This is a genomic window from Streptomyces sp. NPDC090798 (assembly GCF_044768965.1).
GTDB lineage: Bacteria > Actinomycetota > Actinomycetes > Streptomycetales > Streptomycetaceae > Streptomyces.
The window spans coordinates 18,408-36,366 of sequence record NZ_JBIVXA010000002.1 but is presented as its reverse complement, the minus strand read 5'-3'; the positions used below and the strand labels follow the sequence as shown (position 1 = coordinate 36,366).

The 17,959-nt window shown below is 71.9% G+C and carries 19 protein-coding genes; 11 read left to right on the top strand and 8 right to left on the bottom strand.

The window, feature by feature from the left end; all coding sequences use genetic code 11:
- The first annotated feature begins 122 nt into the window (after positions 1-122).
- A complete protein-coding gene (locus ACIQTP_RS04350; RefSeq protein WP_403396160.1) occupies positions 123-1,844 on the top strand; it encodes a fatty acyl-AMP ligase in 1,722 nt (573 codons plus the stop codon).
- A gap of 61 nt (positions 1,845-1,905) precedes the next feature.
- Here ACIQTP_RS04350 and ACIQTP_RS04345 read toward each other — a convergent pair whose 3' ends face one another.
- The gene (locus ACIQTP_RS04345; RefSeq protein WP_403396158.1) at positions 1,906-3,564 is read right to left on the bottom strand and encodes an amidohydrolase; all 1,659 of its coding nucleotides are present in this window, start codon (positions 3,562-3,564) and stop codon (positions 1,906-1,908) included.
- 12 nt (positions 3,565-3,576) lie between these two features.
- Complete coding sequence (locus tag ACIQTP_RS04340) at positions 3,577-5,070, bottom strand: APC family permease (RefSeq protein WP_403396156.1); 1,494 nt, start codon at positions 5,068-5,070, stop codon at positions 3,577-3,579.
- A 128-nt stretch (positions 5,071-5,198) separates the two neighbouring features.
- On the opposite strand from ACIQTP_RS04340, the gene ACIQTP_RS04335 reads away from it, so the two are divergent.
- From ACIQTP_RS04335 to ACIQTP_RS04325, 3 genes are all read left to right on the top strand, one after another.
- Positions 5,199-5,966: a TetR/AcrR family transcriptional regulator gene (locus ACIQTP_RS04335; protein ID WP_403397244.1), complete on the top strand. Its 768-nt coding sequence runs from the start codon at positions 5,199-5,201 to the stop codon at positions 5,964-5,966.
- Entirely contained in the window at positions 5,963-6,424 is a 462-nt protein-coding gene (locus ACIQTP_RS04330) for a pyridoxamine 5'-phosphate oxidase family protein (RefSeq protein WP_403396153.1), read from the top strand. The genes ACIQTP_RS04335 and ACIQTP_RS04330 overlap by 4 nt, the downstream gene beginning before the upstream one ends.
- 76 nt (positions 6,425-6,500) lie before the next feature.
- Positions 6,501-6,893: a VOC family protein gene (locus ACIQTP_RS04325; RefSeq protein WP_402033170.1), complete on the top strand. Its 393-nt coding sequence runs from the start codon at positions 6,501-6,503 to the stop codon at positions 6,891-6,893.
- A gap of 82 nt (positions 6,894-6,975) precedes the next feature.
- Here ACIQTP_RS04325 and ACIQTP_RS04320 read toward each other — a convergent pair whose 3' ends face one another.
- On the bottom strand, positions 6,976-7,293 hold the full coding sequence (locus ACIQTP_RS04320) for a DUF4235 domain-containing protein (RefSeq protein WP_403396151.1): 318 nt from the start codon (positions 7,291-7,293) through the stop codon (positions 6,976-6,978).
- Between the two features lie 111 nt (positions 7,294-7,404).
- Here ACIQTP_RS04320 and ACIQTP_RS04315 point away from each other — a divergent pair, with 111 nt between their 5' ends.
- Complete coding sequence (locus tag ACIQTP_RS04315; protein ID WP_403396149.1) at positions 7,405-8,391, top strand: cation diffusion facilitator family transporter; 987 nt, start codon at positions 7,405-7,407, stop codon at positions 8,389-8,391.
- 165 nt (positions 8,392-8,556) lie between these two features.
- Here ACIQTP_RS04315 and ACIQTP_RS04310 read toward each other — a convergent pair whose 3' ends face one another.
- Together ACIQTP_RS04310 and ACIQTP_RS04305 are read right to left on the bottom strand one after the other, a co-directional pair.
- Positions 8,557-9,000, bottom strand: a complete 444-nt coding sequence (locus ACIQTP_RS04310) for a nitroreductase family deazaflavin-dependent oxidoreductase (protein ID WP_403396148.1) — start codon at positions 8,998-9,000, stop codon at positions 8,557-8,559.
- 123 nt (positions 9,001-9,123) lie between these two features.
- Entirely contained in the window at positions 9,124-9,753 is a 630-nt protein-coding gene (locus ACIQTP_RS04305; protein ID WP_403396146.1) for a LysE family transporter, read from the bottom strand.
- Between the two features lie 405 nt (positions 9,754-10,158).
- Between ACIQTP_RS04305 and ACIQTP_RS04300 the strand changes: the two genes are divergently transcribed.
- Together ACIQTP_RS04300 and ACIQTP_RS04295 are read left to right on the top strand one after the other, a co-directional pair.
- The gene (locus ACIQTP_RS04300; protein ID WP_402033161.1) at positions 10,159-11,346 is read left to right on the top strand and encodes a cytochrome P450; all 1,188 of its coding nucleotides are present in this window, start codon (positions 10,159-10,161) and stop codon (positions 11,344-11,346) included.
- 19 nt (positions 11,347-11,365) lie between these two features.
- A complete protein-coding gene (locus tag ACIQTP_RS04295) occupies positions 11,366-11,560 on the top strand; it encodes a ferredoxin (protein WP_351693652.1) in 195 nt (64 codons plus the stop codon).
- 54 nt (positions 11,561-11,614) lie between these two features.
- Here the strand turns inward: ACIQTP_RS04295 and ACIQTP_RS04290 are convergent, their stop codons facing one another.
- Positions 11,615-12,196 (bottom strand): TetR/AcrR family transcriptional regulator, encoded by a 582-nt coding sequence (locus ACIQTP_RS04290; protein ID WP_403396143.1) that lies wholly within the window; start codon positions 12,194-12,196, stop codon positions 11,615-11,617.
- Positions 12,197-12,313: 117 nt separating this feature from the next.
- Here ACIQTP_RS04290 and ACIQTP_RS04285 point away from each other — a divergent pair, with 117 nt between their 5' ends.
- Both ACIQTP_RS04285 and ACIQTP_RS04280 read left to right on the top strand, forming a co-directional pair.
- A complete protein-coding gene (locus ACIQTP_RS04285) occupies positions 12,314-12,772 on the top strand; it encodes a nuclear transport factor 2 family protein (RefSeq protein ID WP_403396141.1) in 459 nt (152 codons plus the stop codon).
- 55 nt (positions 12,773-12,827) lie between these two features.
- Positions 12,828-13,361 (top strand): flavoprotein, encoded by a 534-nt coding sequence (locus ACIQTP_RS04280; protein WP_403396139.1) that lies wholly within the window; start codon positions 12,828-12,830, stop codon positions 13,359-13,361.
- Between the two features lie 10 nt (positions 13,362-13,371).
- Here the strand turns inward: ACIQTP_RS04280 and ACIQTP_RS04275 are convergent, their stop codons facing one another.
- A complete protein-coding gene (locus ACIQTP_RS04275; RefSeq protein ID WP_403396137.1) occupies positions 13,372-15,063 on the bottom strand; it encodes a phospholipid carrier-dependent glycosyltransferase in 1,692 nt (563 codons plus the stop codon).
- 114 nt (positions 15,064-15,177) lie between these two features.
- Positions 15,178-15,978, bottom strand: a complete 801-nt coding sequence (locus ACIQTP_RS04270) for an endo alpha-1,4 polygalactosaminidase (protein ID WP_403396135.1) — start codon at positions 15,976-15,978, stop codon at positions 15,178-15,180.
- Between the two features lie 355 nt (positions 15,979-16,333).
- Here ACIQTP_RS04270 and ACIQTP_RS04265 point away from each other — a divergent pair, with 355 nt between their 5' ends.
- Both ACIQTP_RS04265 and ACIQTP_RS04260 read left to right on the top strand, forming a co-directional pair.
- Entirely contained in the window at positions 16,334-16,939 is a 606-nt protein-coding gene (locus ACIQTP_RS04265; RefSeq protein ID WP_403396132.1) for an NADPH-dependent F420 reductase, read from the top strand.
- A 21-nt stretch (positions 16,940-16,960) separates the two neighbouring features.
- Positions 16,961-17,884, top strand: a complete 924-nt coding sequence (locus tag ACIQTP_RS04260) for an alpha/beta fold hydrolase (RefSeq protein WP_403396130.1) — start codon at positions 16,961-16,963, stop codon at positions 17,882-17,884.
- Positions 17,885-17,959: the final 75 nt, after the last annotated feature.

Here is a 17,959-nt window from a genome sequence, read left to right as displayed (position 1 = left end):
ACGAACTGTCAGCACGTCGTCTAACCCGGCCGGCACCCCTCGGCGGACGCTGGGCCCGTCCCCGTCGTTCGACCGCCCCACCCGACAACTGCCGCACCACCCACACGAGTTGGAGCCGCCTCATGACCCCCGCCCGGCCGCCCGCCGACGCCCCACTGACGGACCACCTGCGGCACTGGGCCCGCCACCGCCCGCAACAACGCGCCTTCAGCCACGTCGACTTCCCCGACACCGCGTCCCCGGGACAGCACCGCACCCTCGGCTGGCGGGCCATGGACGCCCGCGCCCGCGCCGTCGCCGACCGGCTGGTGACACTCGCCGCGCCCGGCGACCGGGCCGCCCTGGTCTTGCCCCAAGGACTCGACTACGTGGCGGCCTTCCTCGGCTGCCTCTACGCACGCGTGATCGCCGTACCGCTCTTCAGCCCCCGGCTCCCCGGTCACGCGGGCGGACTGGCGGCCGTCCTCGCCGACTGCGAACCCGGCTGTCTGCTCACCGACTCGGCCACCGTCACCGCGGTCGACGCCTTCGCCCTGGACCACGCGCTGCCCGCCGTACCGGTCGTCCCCGTCGACCGGCTCCCTCTCCAGCGCTTCGCCTTCGACGAGGTCGAGTCCGCGCCGGTCCCCGAGGACATCGCCTATCTCCAGTACTCCTCGGGCTCCACCCGGGACCCCGCCGGTGTGATGATCAGCCACGCCAACGTCGTCGCCAACGCCCGCCAGGCCATCGACGCCTTCGTCGACCACCTCGACGCCCCCGGCGCCACCACGGCCGTCGGCTGGCTGCCCCTCTTCCACGACATGGGCCTGGTCCTCAGCGTGGCCGCGCCCGTCGTCGGCGGCTTCCCCTCCGTCCTGATGGACCCGGTGGCCTTCCTGGAGAACCCCGTGCGCTGGCTGCGCCTGCTGGGCGCGTACGACGGCACGATCAGCGCCGCCCCCAACTTCGCGTACGACTACTGCGTGGCCCGCACCGACCCCGCCGTGGCCGACGAGCTGCGCCTCGACCGCGTACGCGCCCTGATCAACGGCGGCGAGCCGGTGCGGCCGGGCACCATCGACCGCTTCCGCGCCGCCTTCGCACCCGCGGGCCTCGACCCGGCGGCGCACTGCCCCGCGTACGGACTCGCCGAGGCCACCGTGTTCGTGACGGCGGACGCGCCCACGGCGCAGCCCACCACGGTGGCGTGCGACGCGGGCGCGCTCGCCGAGGGGCGGATCGAGAGCGCACAGGCCCCGGCGGACACGGCGGCCGTGCTCGTGTCCTGCGGCGCGCCCGTCGGCCAGGAGGTGCGCGTCGTCGACGCCGAGGGCGCCGCGCTGCCCGAGGGGCGGGTCGGCGAGATCGAGCTGCGCGGGCCCAACATCGGGCGCGGCTACTGGAAGCGCGCCGACCGGACCCTGCGCGACCCCGAGGGCTGGCTGCGCACGGGCGACTACGGCGCCCTGCACGAGGGACGGCTGCTGGTCACCGGCCGCCTCAAGGACGTGATCATCGTGGACGGACGCAACCACTACCCCCAGGACATCGAGGAGACGGTCCAGAGCGCCGTGGACCTCGTCCGCCGGGACCGGCTGGCCGCCTTCGGCGTGACCCGCGCCGACGACACGGGTGAGGAACTCGTCGTGGTCGCCGAGCACCGCCACGAGACCGACCCCGCCGAGGAAGAGATCCGCGCGCGGGAACGCGACGTACGCGCCGCGGTCTTCGCCCGCCACGGACTGCGGCTCGCCGCGCTGCTGCTCGTCCCGCCCGGCTCCGTGCCCCGCACCAGCAGCGGCAAGGTGGCCCGCGCGGCCTGCCGGGCCCGCTTCCTCGACGGCGGGTTCGATCCCCGGTGAGCCCCACGCGTACGGCGTACCGCCCGGAGGCCGGACGGCACTCGTACTGCCGCAGGAGGAGTCAGGCCCCCGACGCCGTGTGGACGCGCTCACCCCCCACGTAGGTCAGGGCGACCCTCGTGGACGCGATCTCCTCCGGCGGACCGGCGTAGGGGTCGCGGTCCAGCACCACGAGATCGGCCAGCGCCCCGGTCCGTATGCTCCCGGTGTCGTCGAGATGGTTGGCGTACGCCGATCCGGCCGTGTACGCCATGAGGGCGGCCGTCAGGTCGATGCGCTCGGCGGGCAGGAACACCGGCCCGGTCCCGTCCGGGGCCACCCGGTTCACCGCGACATGGATGCCCTGGAGCGGGTCGGCGCTGCTGACCGGCCAGTCGCTGCCCGCGGCGAGCCTCGCCCCGGACCGTAGCAGCGCCCCGAACGGGTACTGCCAGGAGGCCCGTTCGGGCCCGAGGAAGGGCAGGGTCAGCTCGTCCATCTGCGGTTCGTGCGCCGCCCACAGGGGCTGGATGTTGGCCGTGGCACCGAGACGCGCGAAGCGGGGTACGTCGTCGGGGTGCACCACCTGGAGATGGGCGAGGTGCGGACGTGTGTCGCTCGGCCCGTTGGCCCTCCGCGCCGCCTCCACGGCGTCCAGGGCGTCGCGTACGGCCCGGTCGCCCAGCGCGTGGAAGTGGCACTGGAAACCGAGTGCGTCCAACTCGGTCACGTAGGAGGGCAGTTGAGCCGGATCGATGAAGCTCTTCCCCCGATTGGCGGTGGCGCAGCCGCACCGGTCCAGATAGGGGTCGAGCAGCGCGGCCGTACCGTTCTCGGCGACGCCGTCGAGCATCAGCTTGACACTGCTGGTGCGGAACCGGCCGTGGCTCAACGCGGCCCGCCGTTCGGCTAGTTCGGGTATCTGCTCGGCCCCGCGCTCCCGGTCCCACCACAGCGCGCCGACGACGCGTGCGGTCAGCGAACCGTCGCGGGACGCCGTCAGATAGGCGTCCGACGGGTCGTCCATCCCCACGAACGCGCCGACCAGCGCGTCCTGCCAGGCGGTGATGCCGAGCGCGTGCAGCTCCCGCTGGGCGTGCAGCAGCGCGGCGAGCCGGTCCGCGGCGGTGGCCCGGGGAGTGTGCCGCCCGACGTACTGCATGGCCCCTTCCTGGAGCATCCCGTTCGGCTCGCCCGAGGCGTCCCGCTCGAACCGCCCGTCGGCCGGGTCGGGCGTGTCCCGGGTGACACCCGCGAGCTCCAGGGCGCGGCTGTTGACCCAGGCGCCGTGGTGATCCCGGTTCGGCAGGTACACCGGCCGGTCCGGCACGACCGCGTCCAGCAGTTCCTTGGTCGGCGTACCGCCCGCGAAGGCCTCCATGGACCAGCCGCCGCCCGTGATCCACTCCTGTTCCGGGTGCGCGTCGGCGTAGGCCCGTACGGCGGCGAGGGTCTCCTCGGCGGTCTTCGCCCCCGTGAGATCGCACCGGCTGAGCTCCAGCCCCGCCGGGACCGGGTGGACGTGGGCGTCCTGGAAGCCCGGCAGGAGCAGCCGACCCGCCAGGTCGACCACCTCCGTCCTCGGGCCGATCAGGTCGTGGACCTCGGAGTTTCCGACGGCGGTGATCCGGTCGCCGGTGACGGCGACGGCTGTCGCGCCACGGCCTTCGGGACCCTTGGGACCCTCGCGGCTCTCGGGGGTGAGAACCGGGCCGCCGGTGAAGAGGAGATCGGCGTGCATGTGCTTCTTTCCTTAGTTGGATGTGGCCAGCAGTTGGGGCGCGTCGGCGTCGGTGCCGTGTCCTGTACGGAAGTAGGGGGACTTGCGGACCCACTTCGCCCACGCGGCGGCCAGGAAACCGGAGGCGATCATCAGGGCGGGGGTGAGCAGAAGGAACCAGCCGTTGTCCGCGCTGACTTCGAAGTGGTCGGTGGAGGTGTAGAAGGACCAGGCGAGATAGCCGCCGAGCGTGAGCAGGGCCGCCGCGCTCAAGGAGGGCAGGACCACGGCCCGTACCCCCTGCCGCCAGTCCTCCCGCAGCAGGCCCCGGAAGCGGGCGGCGGCCGCGAGGGCGGTGAGCGCGTAGGACAGCGCGACGACGATCCCGACCGCGTTCACCGTCGCCATGATCATGTCGGCGAGACGGGGAATCACCAGGGCGAGGGCGGCGACCACCGTCGCCAGCGCGCCGATCAGCAGCGTGCCGGTCGCCGGAGTCCCGTACCGCGCGTTGACCTTGGACCACACCGGTCCGAGCGTACGGTCCCGGCTCATCGCGAACATCCCGCGAGCCGTCGGGATCACCCCGGCCTGCAGCGAGGCGACGGCCGAGAACATCAGGGCCACCAGCGGCAACGCGGCCAGCGGCTGCGAGGCGAGCCGGTCGCCGAAGAACGCCAGCCCCTGCGCGCCGTGCCCGGCCAACTCCTTTTCGGACAGCACGCGTTGGAAGGCGACCGAGCCGAGGAGGAACAGCCCCAGCATGGTGACCAGCGTGATGAGCCCGGCCCGTGAGGCGTCGCGCGGGTCGCGCACCTCCTCGTTCACGGTGAACGCCGCCTCGAAGCCCCAGTAGCAGAACACCGACAGCAGCAGCCCCTGCGCCAGCGCCGACGCCGAGGGAATCGCGAACGGGTCGAACCAGCTCAGCCGGAACGGGTGCGGACCGGTGACGATGCCGTAGCCGCAGAAGCCCAGCAGCACGACGTACTCGAAGACGAGCAGCCCGCTCTGCAGCCGGGCCGCGGTCCTGACCCCGGTGACCGCGGTGAGGGTGACGGCGACGAGGACCACGATGCCCACCGCGGTCGTCTGCGCGGTGGAACCCGGGTCCAGCACCAGCCCCGCCACCCTGTGCAGCCCGGCCTCACCCGCCAGTTGGAGCATCGCCGAGCCGGTCACGGCCGTGGTGTACGCGAGGAAGGCCACCGTGGCCACGATGTTCACCCAGCCGACGAGGAAGCCGAGCCAGGGGGTGAGCGAACGGCCCACCCACACATAGCCGTTGCCCGCGTTCGGCTCGACCCGGTTCAGCCGGCTGTAGGCGCCCGCGATCCCGAGGATCGGCAGGAAGGCCAGCAGCATGATGGCGGGCAGACGCAGCCCGACCACGCCGGCCGTCACACCCAGCCCGATGCCGATGCTGGTGGTCGCCGCCGTACTGGAGGCGGCGATGGCGACGCTGTCCACGACGCCGAGCGACTTGCGCAGGGACGGGGGGTCCGCACCGTAGGGCTGCTGCGTCATGGCCTGCTCCGATCGCACCCAGGGGGCCTGATTCCGGCCCGATGACCGGAAATGAAACTGCCCGGGCCTTAACAGGTCAACGCCGTTGACATAAGGTGCCCGCACCGGAGGGAGAGTCCATGACGTCCATGAACGACCGCGTCGTCCCGCCCGCCGCCCGGCGGCGCAGGCGCCCCACCAAGACCGGAGTCGTGCTCTCCGAGCAGTTGATCGTCGAGACCGCGCTGCGGCTGCTCAAGGAGCACGGCGCCGACGCCCTCACCGTCCGCCGCCTCGGCCTCGCCCTAGGCGCCGACCCGACCGCCCTGTACCGGTACTTCCGCGACACCGACGACCTGCTCCTGGCCATCGCCGACGAACTCATCGGCCGCACCCTGCGCACCTGGCGCCCCGCCGGGGACTGGCGCGCCGACCTGCGGGACCTCGGCCTGCGCATCCACGCCGGGGCGCTGTCGCATCCACAGGCCGCGGTGCTCAGCTCCTACCGCGTCACCGGCCGGGTCCACGAGATCGAGGCCGTCGAAACCATCCTCGGCGTGCTACGCGGAGCCGGTTTTCCGGACCCGGACGCGGTGCGGATCTACCATGCCTTCGTCGACCAGTCCCTGGCCTTCGCCGCCCTCGACGCGGCGAGCCTGGCGCTTCCGCGCGCCGCGCGCGACGCGGAGGCGGACGTGTGGCGCGCGACGTACGCCCGGCTGCCCGCCGACACACACCCGCACATCGCGGCGACCGCCCGCCATCTGCTGCTGGACATGCGCCGCAGCGCCTATCCGACGGCGCTGGACATGCTGCTGACCGCGGCGGCGGCCTGCCTCGAAGAGGTCGCCGATCATGCCGGTCACGCCGATCTTTCCCCCGCCCGAGTAGAAGATCAGGAGACTGCCCGCCCATGAACCCGCCCGCCCGCTCCCCGAAGCAACGCAAGCACGACACCCTCCACCGGCTGGAGAACGACGTCGACTGCTGGGTGTCCACGGCCGACGGCGCCGGGGAGACGCCGTACCTGATCCCGCTGTCCTTCCTCTGGGACGGCACGACCCTGCTGCTCGCCACCCCGGCCGCCAGTGCGACCGGCCGCAACCTGCGCGCGACCGGCAAGGTGCGCCTGGGTATCGGCCCGACCCGCGACGTGGTGCTCGTCGAGGGAACGGCCGAGGCGTGGGAGCCCGCCGCGCTGCCGGACGGAGCCGGCGACGCCTTCGCCGAGAAGACCGGCTTCGACCCGCGCGGACTCACCACGGCGTACCTCTACTTCCGTATCACCCCGTGGCGCGTGCAGGCCTGGCGCGAGGCCGACGAACTCACCGGGCGCGAGCTCATGCGCGACGGGGAGTGGCTCGTGGCGGACTGAATCCGCCCTACGGGGTAACCGGGAACACAGCGGGCGGCCGGCCGTCGCCCGCGCCCGGAACCCGTACGGAGGACACATGGCACTGGTCACCGCAGGCGTCGTGGTGCTGGACTGCGCCGAGCCCGAGAAGCTCGCCGCCTTCTACAGGGAGCTGATCGAGGCCGAGGAGACGGACGCGACCGCGAACCGCGTGGAGATCAGGGGCGTCGACGGCATCCGGATGGCGTTCCGCCGCGATGTGATGGCCACGCCGCCCAGCTGGCCGCGTCCCGAGAACTCCCTCCAGGTGCACCTGGACTTCCAGGTGGCGGACCTGGACGAGGCGGAACGCCGGATCGTCGGCCTAGGCGGGCGCCCGATCGAGACCAACGACCCGTCGAGCCCGTTCGAGGAACGCGGCTACGCCGACCCGTCCGGACACTCCTTCACTCTGCGCCTCCTGCCGTCGACCACACCCAAACAGGGCTGACCGCCCGACCCGCGCCAGGCCGGTCTCGCGCGGGTCGCCGGTCCTCAGTCCCGGCCGCGGTCCTCAGCCCCGCCCGCCGTCCTCAGTGCCGCCCGCCCTTGTCCGAGGACGGCCAGACCCCCGTCGAACGTTCGACGGCCTTCGCGCCCGTACGGTCCGCGGCGCTGCGCGCCACCGCGAACAGAGCGCCCTGAAGGGCCGCGGCGAGCAGCACCTCGCCCCAGCCGCGGTCCTTGTCCAGGGCGTCGGGCGCGTCCTCCTCGTGACGGATCGCCTTCCACGTCGCCCGGAAGGCGACCCCGGCCAGGGCGCCGCTCGCCCAGCCCAGCGCGAAGCCGAAGGGCTTGTAGGCGAGGGGGAGTTTGAGTTTCCTCGACTTCTTGGACACCTTCTTGGACACCTGGTCCTCCTTCTTGGTCGAGGCCGACGGTGTCACCGAATCCGGACGCCGGATAGAGGGCGTGGGCGTACGCCGAAGTGTGAGGCAGGCACGCCGGGGAAACCGGCGGAGGTGAATCGGAAACCGAACAAGTCGGACCGCAGGACCCGCGTCACCGTGCTGGTCGCCCTGGGCGCCAACCTGCTGATCGCCGTGGCCAAGGCGGTGGGCGGCCTCCTCGCGGGCTCACCCGCGCTCCTCTCCGAGGCGGCACACTCCGTCGCCGACAGCATGAACGAGGTGTTCCTCCTCGCCGCGCTGCGCCGCAGCCGCCGTCCCGCCGACCGCCGGCACCCCTTCGGCTACGGCAAGGAACGGTTCTTCTGGTCGCTGCTCGCGGCCGTCGGCATCTTCGTGATGGGCGGCTGCTTCTCCTTCTTCCAGGGCGTCGAAGCGCTGAGGAACGGCGCCGAGGAGTCCTTCCACGGCTATGTGGCCGGACTGGCGGTACTGGGAGTCGCCCTGCTCGCCGAGGGAGCTTCCCTGCTCCGGGCGCTGCACCAGGTGCGGCGGCAGGGCGGCGGCGCGGACGGGATGCGTGACCCGGCACTGCGTACGGTGGTCGCCGAGGACGGCACCGCCGTGCTCGGTGTCACGTTCGCGATCACCGGCATGGTGCTGCACATGGTCACCGGCCAGGTCGTGTGGGAGGCCTGCGCCTCCCTCGCCATCGGGGCGCTCCTCGTGTGCGTCGCCTACTGGCTCGGCCGGGACGCGCGCGAACAGCTCATCGGGCGGGCCGCCGACGAGGAGGCGAGCCGTCGGATCCGGGCCCTGCTGGAGGCGCAGCCCGAGATCGACAGCGTGGAGGCGCTGCTCACCATGGAGCTCGGCCTCGACTCGACCCTGGTCGCTGCCCGGATCGACCTCGTGCCGGGCCTGGACAGCGAGGAGGTCGAGGAGGTCGCCGTCCGCATCAAACGCTCCGTCGCCGACACCGTCCCGGAGGCCGACCAGATCTTCCTGGACGTCACCGACGCGGCCGCGGCACAGGCCGCGGCGCGCGGGAACAGGGCAGCGGAAAGCCCCGCCGCGACGGGGGAGCGCGGCGGGGCCTGAGGCACGGGTGCCCGGCGCGCGACGGATCATGCGCGCCGTTTTTTCCAAGGAGTCTCAGCCCGAGCCGGCCGGCCGGAATGTCAGCCCGGGGCTCGGACGAGACTCTCTCCGGGCTCGGACGAGACTCTGTCCGGGTCGGTCGGACGGATCTTCTGTCCGGGTCGGTCAGTCCGTCGGCTCCAGCACGAAGACGGGGATCTCGCGGTCCGTCTTCTTCTGGTAGTCGGCGTACGGGGGGTACGCGGCGACCGCGCGCTCCCACCACTGGGCCTTCTCCTCACCCGTGACCTCACGCGCCGTCATGTCCTGGCGCTCGGGGCCGTCCTGGAGCTCCACGTGCGGTTCGGACTGCACGTTGAAGTACCAGACCGGGTGCTTGGGGGCGCCGCCCTGCGAGGCGACCACCGCGTAACGTCCGTCGTGCTCGACCCGCATCAGCGGGGTCTTGCGGATCTTGCCGCTCTTGGCACCCAGGGTCGTGAGAATGATGACCGGCAGTCCCGTGTCCATCAGCGTGGCCCCCTTGCTGCCGCCGGAGCCCTCGTACAGCTCCACCTGGTCGCGCACCCACTGCGTCGGGCTGGGTTCGTACTCACCCTCAAGAGGCATGACTTCAGTCCCATCGTCGCTCGTGCTGATCCTGTCTCGGCATGATTCAACACCAGGGCGGACGCGAATCATCCGCACCTCGACCCGCGGGTGACGGCGGCGTCGGCACGGGTCGCGCACTCATCATGAGGCGACGAGCATCCCTACCGCGAGGACCATGATCACGGCACTCGACACGAGCGCCGTGACCAGCCGTCCCCGGCGTCCCGTCAGCGCCCGGCCGAGCAGTGCGCCGCCGCCGGCGAGCAGGAGTTGCCAGCTCGCGGACGCGACGAACGCGGCGAGCACGAACACCCCCTGCTCCAGGGGGCGCACCGCCTCGGCCGTCCGGCTGCCGAGGACCAGGGCGGCGAAGTAGATCACGGTGGTGGGGTTGAGGAGGGTGATCCCGAGCAGGGTCAGGTACGCGCGCGCAGGGCGCACGGGGTCCCGTACGGACCGGGCCGCGAGTCGCTGTTCGCGGTACTGGCGCAGCGCGACGACCGCGCCGCGTACGGCCAGGGCGAACAGCACCAGACCGGAGGCCCAGCGCAAGGGCACGAGCACCGGTCGCAGCGCGGCGGCGAGCGCGGCGCCCCCGAGGGCGGCGATCAGGGCGTACAGCCCGTCGGCGGTCGCGACGCCCAGCGCGGCGCTCCCGCCGGTTCTCAGGGAGGTACGCGCGGTGAGGGAGACGAGATAGGTCGCGACCGCTCCGACGGGCATGGCGATGCCATAGCCCGCGAGAAGCCCCGCGACGAGCGCGGCGGTCACGACCGGGGAAGCGAGGGCCTCCGCGGACGGCCGGGCTGCTGCTGGACCCGCACCGGACGAGCGGCGGCGGAGGTCGGCGGCAGGAGGGCTTCGATCGTGGGCATGGGCAGATCCTGGGGCCGTCGGGTCGCCCGTGCAAGCGAATTACGCGAGGACGTCACCGAGCCACCAAAGGCGGGTGTGTACCGTGGGGGTAGCGGTTGGATCGAGCCACATACGCGCCGTACGTACGGCACCCGGGCGGCGACCGAGGCCCGTGGGAGCCCGGCGGCCGTCCCGACCGGCGACGGCGTTCGGCCAGATGGTCCGTCCGGGGCATCTGGCCGAACTTCGCGTGGCTCCTATAGGTGCCTGGGGCATCTAATGAAGATCGGCAAGAGGGAACCATCGCTTGCGAGGTCACTCATGACAGAACCCGTTGCCTTCCCCCAGGACCGTACGTGTCCCTACCACCCGCCCACCGCCTACGACGCCCTGCGCGAGGCGCGCCCCCTGTCGCGCGTCTCCCTGTTCGACGGGCGCAACGTGTGGGTCGTCACCGAGCACGGCACCGCCCGTGAACTGCTCACCGATCCCCGCCTCTCCTCCGACCGCACCCGCCCGGCGTTCCCGATGCCCACGGAGCGGTTCGCCCAGTCCCGCAACCGGCGGGTCGCGCTGCTCGGGCTCGACGACCCCGCCCACCACACCCAGCGCCGCATGCTCGTTCCGAGCTTCACCCTGAAACGGACCGCGGCCCTGCGCCCGCGCATCCAGGAGACCGTCGACCGGCTGCTCGACGCCATGGAGCGGCAGGGCCCGCCCACCGAACTGGTCAGCGCCTTCGCGCTGCCGGTGCCCTCGATGGTGATCTGCGCGCTGCTCGGCGTTCCGTACGCCGACCACGACTTCTTCGAGGAGCAGTCCCGCAGGCTGCTGCGTGGCCCGGCCGCCGCGGACACCCAGGACGCGCGCGACCAACTGGAGGCCTACTTCGGGGCGCTGATCGACCGCAAGTGGAAGGACCCGGGGGACGGGCTCCTCGACGAGCTCATCCACGAACAGCTGCGCGAGGGGACGGTGGACCGCGAGGAGCTGATCAGCCTGGCGACGATCCTGCTGGTCGCCGGGCACGAGACGACCGCGAACATGATCTCGCTCGGTACGTTCACCCTGCTGCACCACCCCGAGCAGCTGGCGGAACTGCGCGCCGAGCCGACACTCATGCCCGCCGCCGTGGAGGAACTGCTGCGCTTCCTGTCCATCGCCGACGGGCTGCTGCGGGTGGCCACCGAGGACATCGAGGTGGCCGGGGCGACGATCCGCGCCGACGAGGGCGTGGTCTTCTCGACCTCCGTCATCAACCGTGACGCGGGCACCTTCCCCGAGCCGGACGCCCTGGACTGGCACCGTTCGGCCCGTCACCACGTCGCGTTCGGCTTCGGCATCCACCAGTGCCTCGGCCAGAACCTCGCCCGCGCCGAGATGGAGATCGCCCTGCTCTCACTCTTCGCCCGGTTGCCCGGACTGCGTCTGGCCGTGCCGGCGGACGAAATCCCCTTCAAATCGGGAGACACGATCCAGGGGATGCTGGAACTCCCCGTGACCTGGTAAGAGGCTGGCGGCCATGAGTATCGAGATCGCCATCGACAAGGACGTCTGCATCGGCGCGGGACAGTGCGCGCTGACCGCACCGAACGTCTTCACCCAGGACGACGACGGCTTCAGCGCGTTGTTGCCCGGCCGTGCGGACGGCGGCGGCGACCCGCTGGTCCGGGAGGCCGCGCGGGCCTGCCCGGTGGGCGCCATCACCGTCTCCGAGAGCTGAGGACCACTCGACGGGGACGGCCGGCTCACATCGGCCGTCCCCGCCGGACCGGACCTAACGCTGCTGGGCCTCGATGAGCACCCGTGCCGCCCCGCTCGCCTGCTCGGCAGGTTCCGTGGTCCGTGTGATGCCCGCGGTGACCATGGCGCCCTCGGCCAGCAGGAACAGCTGGTCGGTTAGGGCGCAGGGAAGCCCCGCGGCGGTCACGAGGCCGCCCAGGTAGTCCTTGAACGCTCCCTTGTGGGCGCGGACCTGGGCGACCACGCGTGGCGAGGTCGCGCCGAGTTCGCCGTAGGAGTTGATCCAGGCGCACCCGCGGAAGTCGGGCTCGGCGAACCATCGCCCCAGCCATTCGAACACCGCCAGGATCCGCCGCCCGGGCTCCCCGTGCCCGTCGACGTGCTCGGCCAGCCGCTGCCGCCAGCGCACGTCGCGCCGCTCGAGGTACGCCTCGACCAGGAGCTCCTTCGCCGGGAACAGCTGGTAGAGCCGCTTGAGGGAGACCCCCGATGCGCCGCGGATGTCGTCCATGCCGACGGTCTGGATGCCACGGGCGTAGAAGAGCTCCTCCGCGGCGTCCAACGCCTGTTCCCGGGCGGCGGCGAGGGCCTGTTCGCGGGCGGCCGTGCTGTCCATACGGGGCTGCTCCTTGACGAGAGAACCAACGTTCTCTACGTTAGCAGCCGAGAGGGAGAACGTGCGTTCTCCGCTTGCGTCGACCGGACGCGCGTGAACCTGGAAGGACACCCCGTCATGAACGACCGCCCGCCCCTGCCGCCCTTCACCCGTGAGACCGCGGCACAGAAGGTCCAGGCCGCCGAGGACGCCTGGAACACCCGTGATCCCCACAAGGTCGCCCTCGCCTACTCCGAGGACTCGGTCTGGCGCAACCGCGACACCTTCGTCACCGGCCGCGCCGAGATCGTCGAACTCCTCACCGCCAAGTGGGCGCGCGAACGGGAGTACGCCCTGCGCAAGGACCTGTGGGCCTTCGACGGCGACCGCATCGCCGTCCGCTTCCAGTACGAGTCGCGCGACGCCGACGGACAGTGGTGGCGGTCGTACGGCAACGAGCTGTGGGAGTTCGACGAGCACGGGCTGATGAACCGGCGCGAGGCCAGCATCAACGACGTACGGATCGAGGAACACGAGCGCCGGATCTTCGGCCCACGGCCGGAAGCCGAACGCGGGGACTCCTTCCCGGTTCGCTAGGGGTTCCACCTGGCCGTCAGGGCCTTGAAGGCAGGGCAACCCTTAGGGTTCCCACGTGACCGAACACGCCGAAAAGCCCTTCCTCTACGTCGTCGTGTGCGCGGCCGGTATCGCGCAGGACGTCAGCAAACTGATCACCACGGCACAGGAACGGAGTTGGGAGGTCGGCGTCATCGCCACCCCGCAGGGGCTCGGCTTCTTCGACGCGCCGGCGGTCGAGGCGCAGACCGGTCGCCCGATCAGGTCCGCCTGGCGAGCCCCGGGCGACCCGCGCCCCTTCCCGGCCCCCGACGCGGTGGCCGTCGCCCCGGCCACCTTCAACACCGTCAACAAGTGGGCGGCCGGCATATCCGACACCCTCGCGCTCGGCACGCTGAACGAGGCGTACGGCCTCGGCGTCCCGATCGCCGTACTGCCCTGTGTGAGCGACGCGCTGGCGGCACACCCCGCCTACCGGGGGAGCGTCGAGCGGCTGGGCGGGATGGGTGTCCGGTTCGGCGACCGCTACTCCGGGGAGCCGGGGGAGGACGGCCTGCGCGCCGAGTTCCCCTGGGGACGGGCCCTGGACCTGCTCACTTCTCGCGCGTGACGTCTGGAGGTCACGGGCGACGGTAGATCGTGATCGAGTGGCCGACGTCGTCGATGGGCGTGGCGCCGTCGAGCAGCGCCGCCAGACGGTCGTCGGCCTTCGCGACGGCGGTGTCCGACAGGGCGAGCAGTCCGTGCACCTCACTCGGCGGCACTTTGCGCGGATCGGCCGCCTCGATCCCGTAGTACGAGGGCACACCACTGCCCTTGTAGACCAGCCAGACCCGCTCGTCCGGATACCGCTCGGACAGACGGTCGGCCAGGCGGCCCAGGTCCTGCCCCCAGTCGACGTTCGAGTCGTGCAGCCGCAGATGGGTTTGGGAGGGTCCGCCGAACGCCTCGTTGGAGTACGGCAGGTAGTACGGGAACGCGCGCAGCGAACTGATCGCGACGAAGCCGACCAGCGCCGCCGTGACGAGGTGGGCCCAGCGCCGGCGCAGGGCGACGACCCCGGCCGCCGCCACCGCCAGGAACACCGGGACGAAGAGGGCGTATCTGACGCCGAGGTCCCGGGATCCGGTCATGGCCACGGCCAGCAGGACGGCCGGGGGGAGCAGGACGTACGGGGCGGCGGGCCGCAGCCGGGGCACGGCGGCCATCACCGCGAGGCCCACGAGCCAGAGCGCGATCATGCCGAGTGGTGTCTTCACCAGCAGCGCGGCCGGCAGGTAGTACCAGAGCGAGCCGTGGTAGAGCCGTCCGAACAGGAAGCCGGTCCACACGTCGTTCTCGAAGCCGAACTGGATCCGCATCCCGTCGCGGTACGGCCGAGGCACCGGCAGCCAGTCGATGACGAGCCCGCGCAGACCGTGCACGGCCGGGAGGTTCGCGGGAGCCGTCCACCGCAGCTGCGGGTCGACGACCAGGTAGGTCACCCACACGACGGCGAGCGCCACCAGCGCCGTACCGGCCGCCACCGCCACCCCCAGGCCGACGAGCCGTGGTTGCGCGCGCAGGCCCAGGCCGGGCGTGCGGCGTGCCTGCCAGTAGGAGAAGAACACCAGGAGCAGCAGCACCGGCACCGCCGGCAGCGTGCTCATCTTGGTGGCGAGCGCCGCGCCGAGCGCCGCCCCCGCGAGGGCGAGGTGCAGCAGGGGCCGCCGGCGCCGGGCCCGCCACGTCAGCCACACCGACGTCAGCAGGAATCCGGCCGCCGGTACGTCGAGCGTGGCGAGCGAGCCGTTGGTGATGACGTCGGGCGAGAACGCGTACAGCGCGAGCGCCACCAACCCGCCAACGGCGCCGACCAGTTCACGGGCGAACGCGAGGACGACCAGACCGTACAGCAGCGTCAGCACGATCACCGGCAGCCGCGCCCACAGCATCACCCGCCAGGGATCGTTGCCCGACTCGTACAACAACCGCCGTCCGAGCGCCGTCTGATCGCCGGCGAAGTGGGCGTCCAGGTGCGGATGGGCGAACAGCAGTCCGGTCGCGATGATGAGCTTGCCCAGCGGCGGATGCTCGGGGTTGAAGCGCAGGCTGTGTTCCCGCACATAGGTCTCCGCCGTGCCCACGTACACCGGCTCGTCGATCGTCGGTGTCTGCCGTGCGGCCGCCGTGACCATCGCGACCGCCATCTGGGCCAGCAGGGCGACCACCGCCAGCGCGAGCAGCCACCGCCGGTGCCGCCGGAGCCGATCGAACCGGCCCGGCGGTCTGGCGGTGCTCGTGGGCAGGCGGTCGCCCTGCCTGCTGGCCATGGATGTCGACATGCCCTTTGATACGTCCGCTCCGTGCGTACCCGCTCATCCGGAATCCACCCGGCTTCGGTGCGAGTATGCACGGTGACCGCTCCCGGGCCGGGACAGCGTCCGTCAGCGCGTCCGGCGGACGTACTCCGCACTGCCCGGCGTCGACACCTGCACATCGCGGCGCACGATGCTCAGCCGGTTCCCGTAGCTCGCGAGGGCCTTGCGCAGACCGCTGTCGGTGTACTCGATGTCCACCACCCGGTCGTCGAACGCCTTTGCGTACGTGCCGCACTCGTCGTACTGGCCGCACTCCTCGGCCACCGCGAAGTCGAGCTTGGTCCGCGACCTGAGCTCGGCCAGTTCCGCGGTGTTCTTCTGTCCGATGGCCAGCCCCCGGGCGTGTGCGTGGGCCGAGAGGAGGGTGATGAACGCGGTGGCGTCGTTCGCCGTCAGCAGGCGGCCGGAGCGGGTGTAGCTGTCGTAGTTGTCCGGCTCGACGGCGTCGAATCCGTTGTCGGCGCATTCGTCGATCCACCGGTTGACCCGCGCGGCCACCCGCTTGCGCTTGGCCGGCGTGCGGAGGTCGAGGAGCGCCTCGTTCCAGTCGCGGTCCATGACGACCTTGCCGTGCGCGTTCCGCAGCAGCAGATCGGCCGGCCACGCCTTCGACTCCTCCGGCTGGGCCTGGAAGGCGTTGACGTAACAGATGTTGTACAGGCCGGGCGCGGGCGAGTCCGAGCGGTCGCGGCTGACGATGCGGACGCCGGACGGTGGCGGATAGGCGCCGCCGATCTGGTAGTCGAAGCCCGCGTGGCGCGGGGGGAGTTGTACGGCCTCCGGGCTCCGCGGGGAGGCCGTACCCTGCTGGGGTGGCGTCCCCCCGTCCGACCCGGTCGTACAGCTCACCAGCGTCGCGAGCGCCACCAGGGCGGCGGCTGCCCCGAGGCCGGTGACGCGGGAAACACGTTGGGCGGGAATGTCGGCTCCATCGATCGCGGGTACGACCCCGCCTCGGACGCTCCCGCGGTCCTGGCGACTCTGGCCGGACTCGAACGGTGTCCGCTACCGGCTGGGCGCACCTCTGCGTGCCCGGCACGGCGCCTGGGCACCTCAGGATCAAATCGCCTGGACGACACCCGCGTCAAGGCCGGCCCCGCGGCACCCGCGCGGGTCACGGACCCGGCCCGGTCACATGACAGAAGCGCCGCTGTGACCTGCGGCGTGATGCTGGCGGTCGCTCTCTCGTCGCAGCCGCGGAACTCGAGGAAGGGGACACCTCATGCCCATCGGAATCATCGGTGCCGGAGCCATCGGACAGGCCCTCGCCTATCGGTTCGTGGCGGCGGGCGAGCAGGTCGTCATCAGCAACAGCCGGGGCCCGCAGTCGCTGCGGGACCTCGCCGCCTCGATCGGCCCGGCCCTGATGCCCGCCACCGTCGCGGAGTCGGCCAGAGAGGAGATCGTCGTCCTCGCCGTGCCGTGGCGACGGCTGAGCGAGGCGGTGGCCGCCGCGGACGTCCTCGACTGGCAGGAGCGGATCGTCGTCGACACCACCAACCCGCTCGGACCGCCCGACTTCAAGGTCGCCGACCTCCACGGCCGCACCTCCAGCGAGGCCGTCGCCGAACTCGTACCCGGAGCGCGCCTGGTGAAGGCGTTCAACACACTGACACCGGCGGTGCTCGGCTCCGATCCGCGCACCTTCGTCGGACGGCGGGTGATCTTCCTCTCGGGAAACCACCCCGGGGCCAACGAGCGCGTCACGCGGCTGGCGAAGCGGGTGGGCTGGGCGGTCATCAACCTGGGCCCGCTGGCGTCCGGCGGACGGCTGCAACAGTTCCCGGGAGGCCCTCTGCCGACGCTCAATCTGCTCCTGGAGCCCTGACCCACGCCGTATTGTCTGGACATGACCGGAGACCGCATCGAACTGGCCGTACACGACCACGGTGGTGACGGCCCACCCCTGCTTCTGCTGCACGGAGCCAGGCGCACGCTCGCCGACTGGGCCGCCGTGGCTCCCCTCCTCGTCCCCCGGCACCGGGTGCTCGCCGTGGACCTGCGCGGACACGGTCTCTCACCGTCGGGGACCTGGAGTCTGCCCCGGGTACTGGACGACATCGAGGGGGTGCTCGAGCGGTACGACCTGCCCGGCGCGCTGCCCGTCGGGCACTCGGTCGGCGGGATGATCGCCGTACTGTACGCGCTGGAGCATCCGGGCGTCACACCCGGCGCGGTGAACCTGGACGGATACGGCTGGGGCCGCCCCGACCAGTACGTGGGCCTCGACCCGGCGTACGTCGGGGAGCGCCTCACCCAGGTGCGGGAGTCGGCGGCCGCGACGGTGTCCGGCGGACCGCTTCCGGCGGACGGCCTCAAGGACCTGCTCGCCGAGCAGCGCGCTCTCTCCGACCAACTGGGCATCCCCTACGAGCTGTTGGAGGCCGGTCTGCTGCGCACCGTGCGGCCCGCACCCGACGGACGGCTGGAGGTGCGCCCCGAACGCGCGCACGTGCTGGAGATGCTGGCCGCCGTCGACGCACTCGACCTCTTCGACCTCTTCGACGCCTTCGCGAGGACGCGGCGGCCACTGCTGCTCGGCCGGGCCGCGCGACCCGCACCGCCCGCCCCCGGCCTGCCCTGGTTCGACGAACTGATGACGGCGTACGGGAAGGGGCTCGCCCGGGATCTCGCCCAACTTGCCGCGCGCCGGCCCACCGTGCGGGTCGTCGGGATCGACGGTACGCACGAGATGCTCCTGGAGAGCCCCGGAGCGGTCGCCCATGCCCTTCTCGCCTTCACCTCCGACGCGCTCCCCGGGGCCCGCTCATGACCCGCCGGGCGACGAGTGGATCGTCGGCCGGCTTCCACCTCTACCGGATCTTCCCCAAGCTCGGCATCACCTCCC

Excerpts from the sequence above, each read along its gene's own strand:
- ACIQTP_RS04350 (WP_403396160.1), top strand. The coding sequence starts at position 123 with ATGACCCCCGCCCGGCCGCCCGCCGACGCCCCACTGACGGACCACCTG.
- ACIQTP_RS04345 (WP_403396158.1), bottom strand. The coding sequence starts at position 3,564 with ATGCACGCCGATCTCCTCTTCACCGGCGGCCCGGTTCTCACCCCCGAG.
- ACIQTP_RS04340 (WP_403396156.1), bottom strand. The coding sequence starts at position 5,070 with ATGACGCAGCAGCCCTACGGTGCGGACCCCCCGTCCCTGCGCAAGTCG.
- ACIQTP_RS04335 (WP_403397244.1), top strand. The coding sequence starts at position 5,199 with ATGAACGACCGCGTCGTCCCGCCCGCCGCCCGGCGGCGCAGGCGCCCC.
- ACIQTP_RS04330 (WP_403396153.1), top strand. The coding sequence starts at position 5,963 with ATGAACCCGCCCGCCCGCTCCCCGAAGCAACGCAAGCACGACACCCTC.
- ACIQTP_RS04325 (WP_402033170.1), top strand. The coding sequence starts at position 6,501 with ATGGCACTGGTCACCGCAGGCGTCGTGGTGCTGGACTGCGCCGAGCCC.
- ACIQTP_RS04310 (WP_403396148.1), bottom strand. The coding sequence starts at position 9,000 with ATGCCTCTTGAGGGTGAGTACGAACCCAGCCCGACGCAGTGGGTGCGC.
- ACIQTP_RS04300 (WP_402033161.1), top strand. The coding sequence starts at position 10,159 with ATGACAGAACCCGTTGCCTTCCCCCAGGACCGTACGTGTCCCTACCAC.
- ACIQTP_RS04290 (WP_403396143.1), bottom strand. The coding sequence starts at position 12,196 with ATGGACAGCACGGCCGCCCGCGAACAGGCCCTCGCCGCCGCCCGGGAA.
- ACIQTP_RS04285 (WP_403396141.1), top strand. The coding sequence starts at position 12,314 with ATGAACGACCGCCCGCCCCTGCCGCCCTTCACCCGTGAGACCGCGGCA.
- ACIQTP_RS04275 (WP_403396137.1), bottom strand. The coding sequence starts at position 15,063 with ATGGCCAGCAGGCAGGGCGACCGCCTGCCCACGAGCACCGCCAGACCG.
- ACIQTP_RS04265 (WP_403396132.1), top strand. The coding sequence starts at position 16,334 with ATGCCCATCGGAATCATCGGTGCCGGAGCCATCGGACAGGCCCTCGCC.
- ACIQTP_RS04260 (WP_403396130.1), top strand. The coding sequence starts at position 16,961 with ATGACCGGAGACCGCATCGAACTGGCCGTACACGACCACGGTGGTGAC.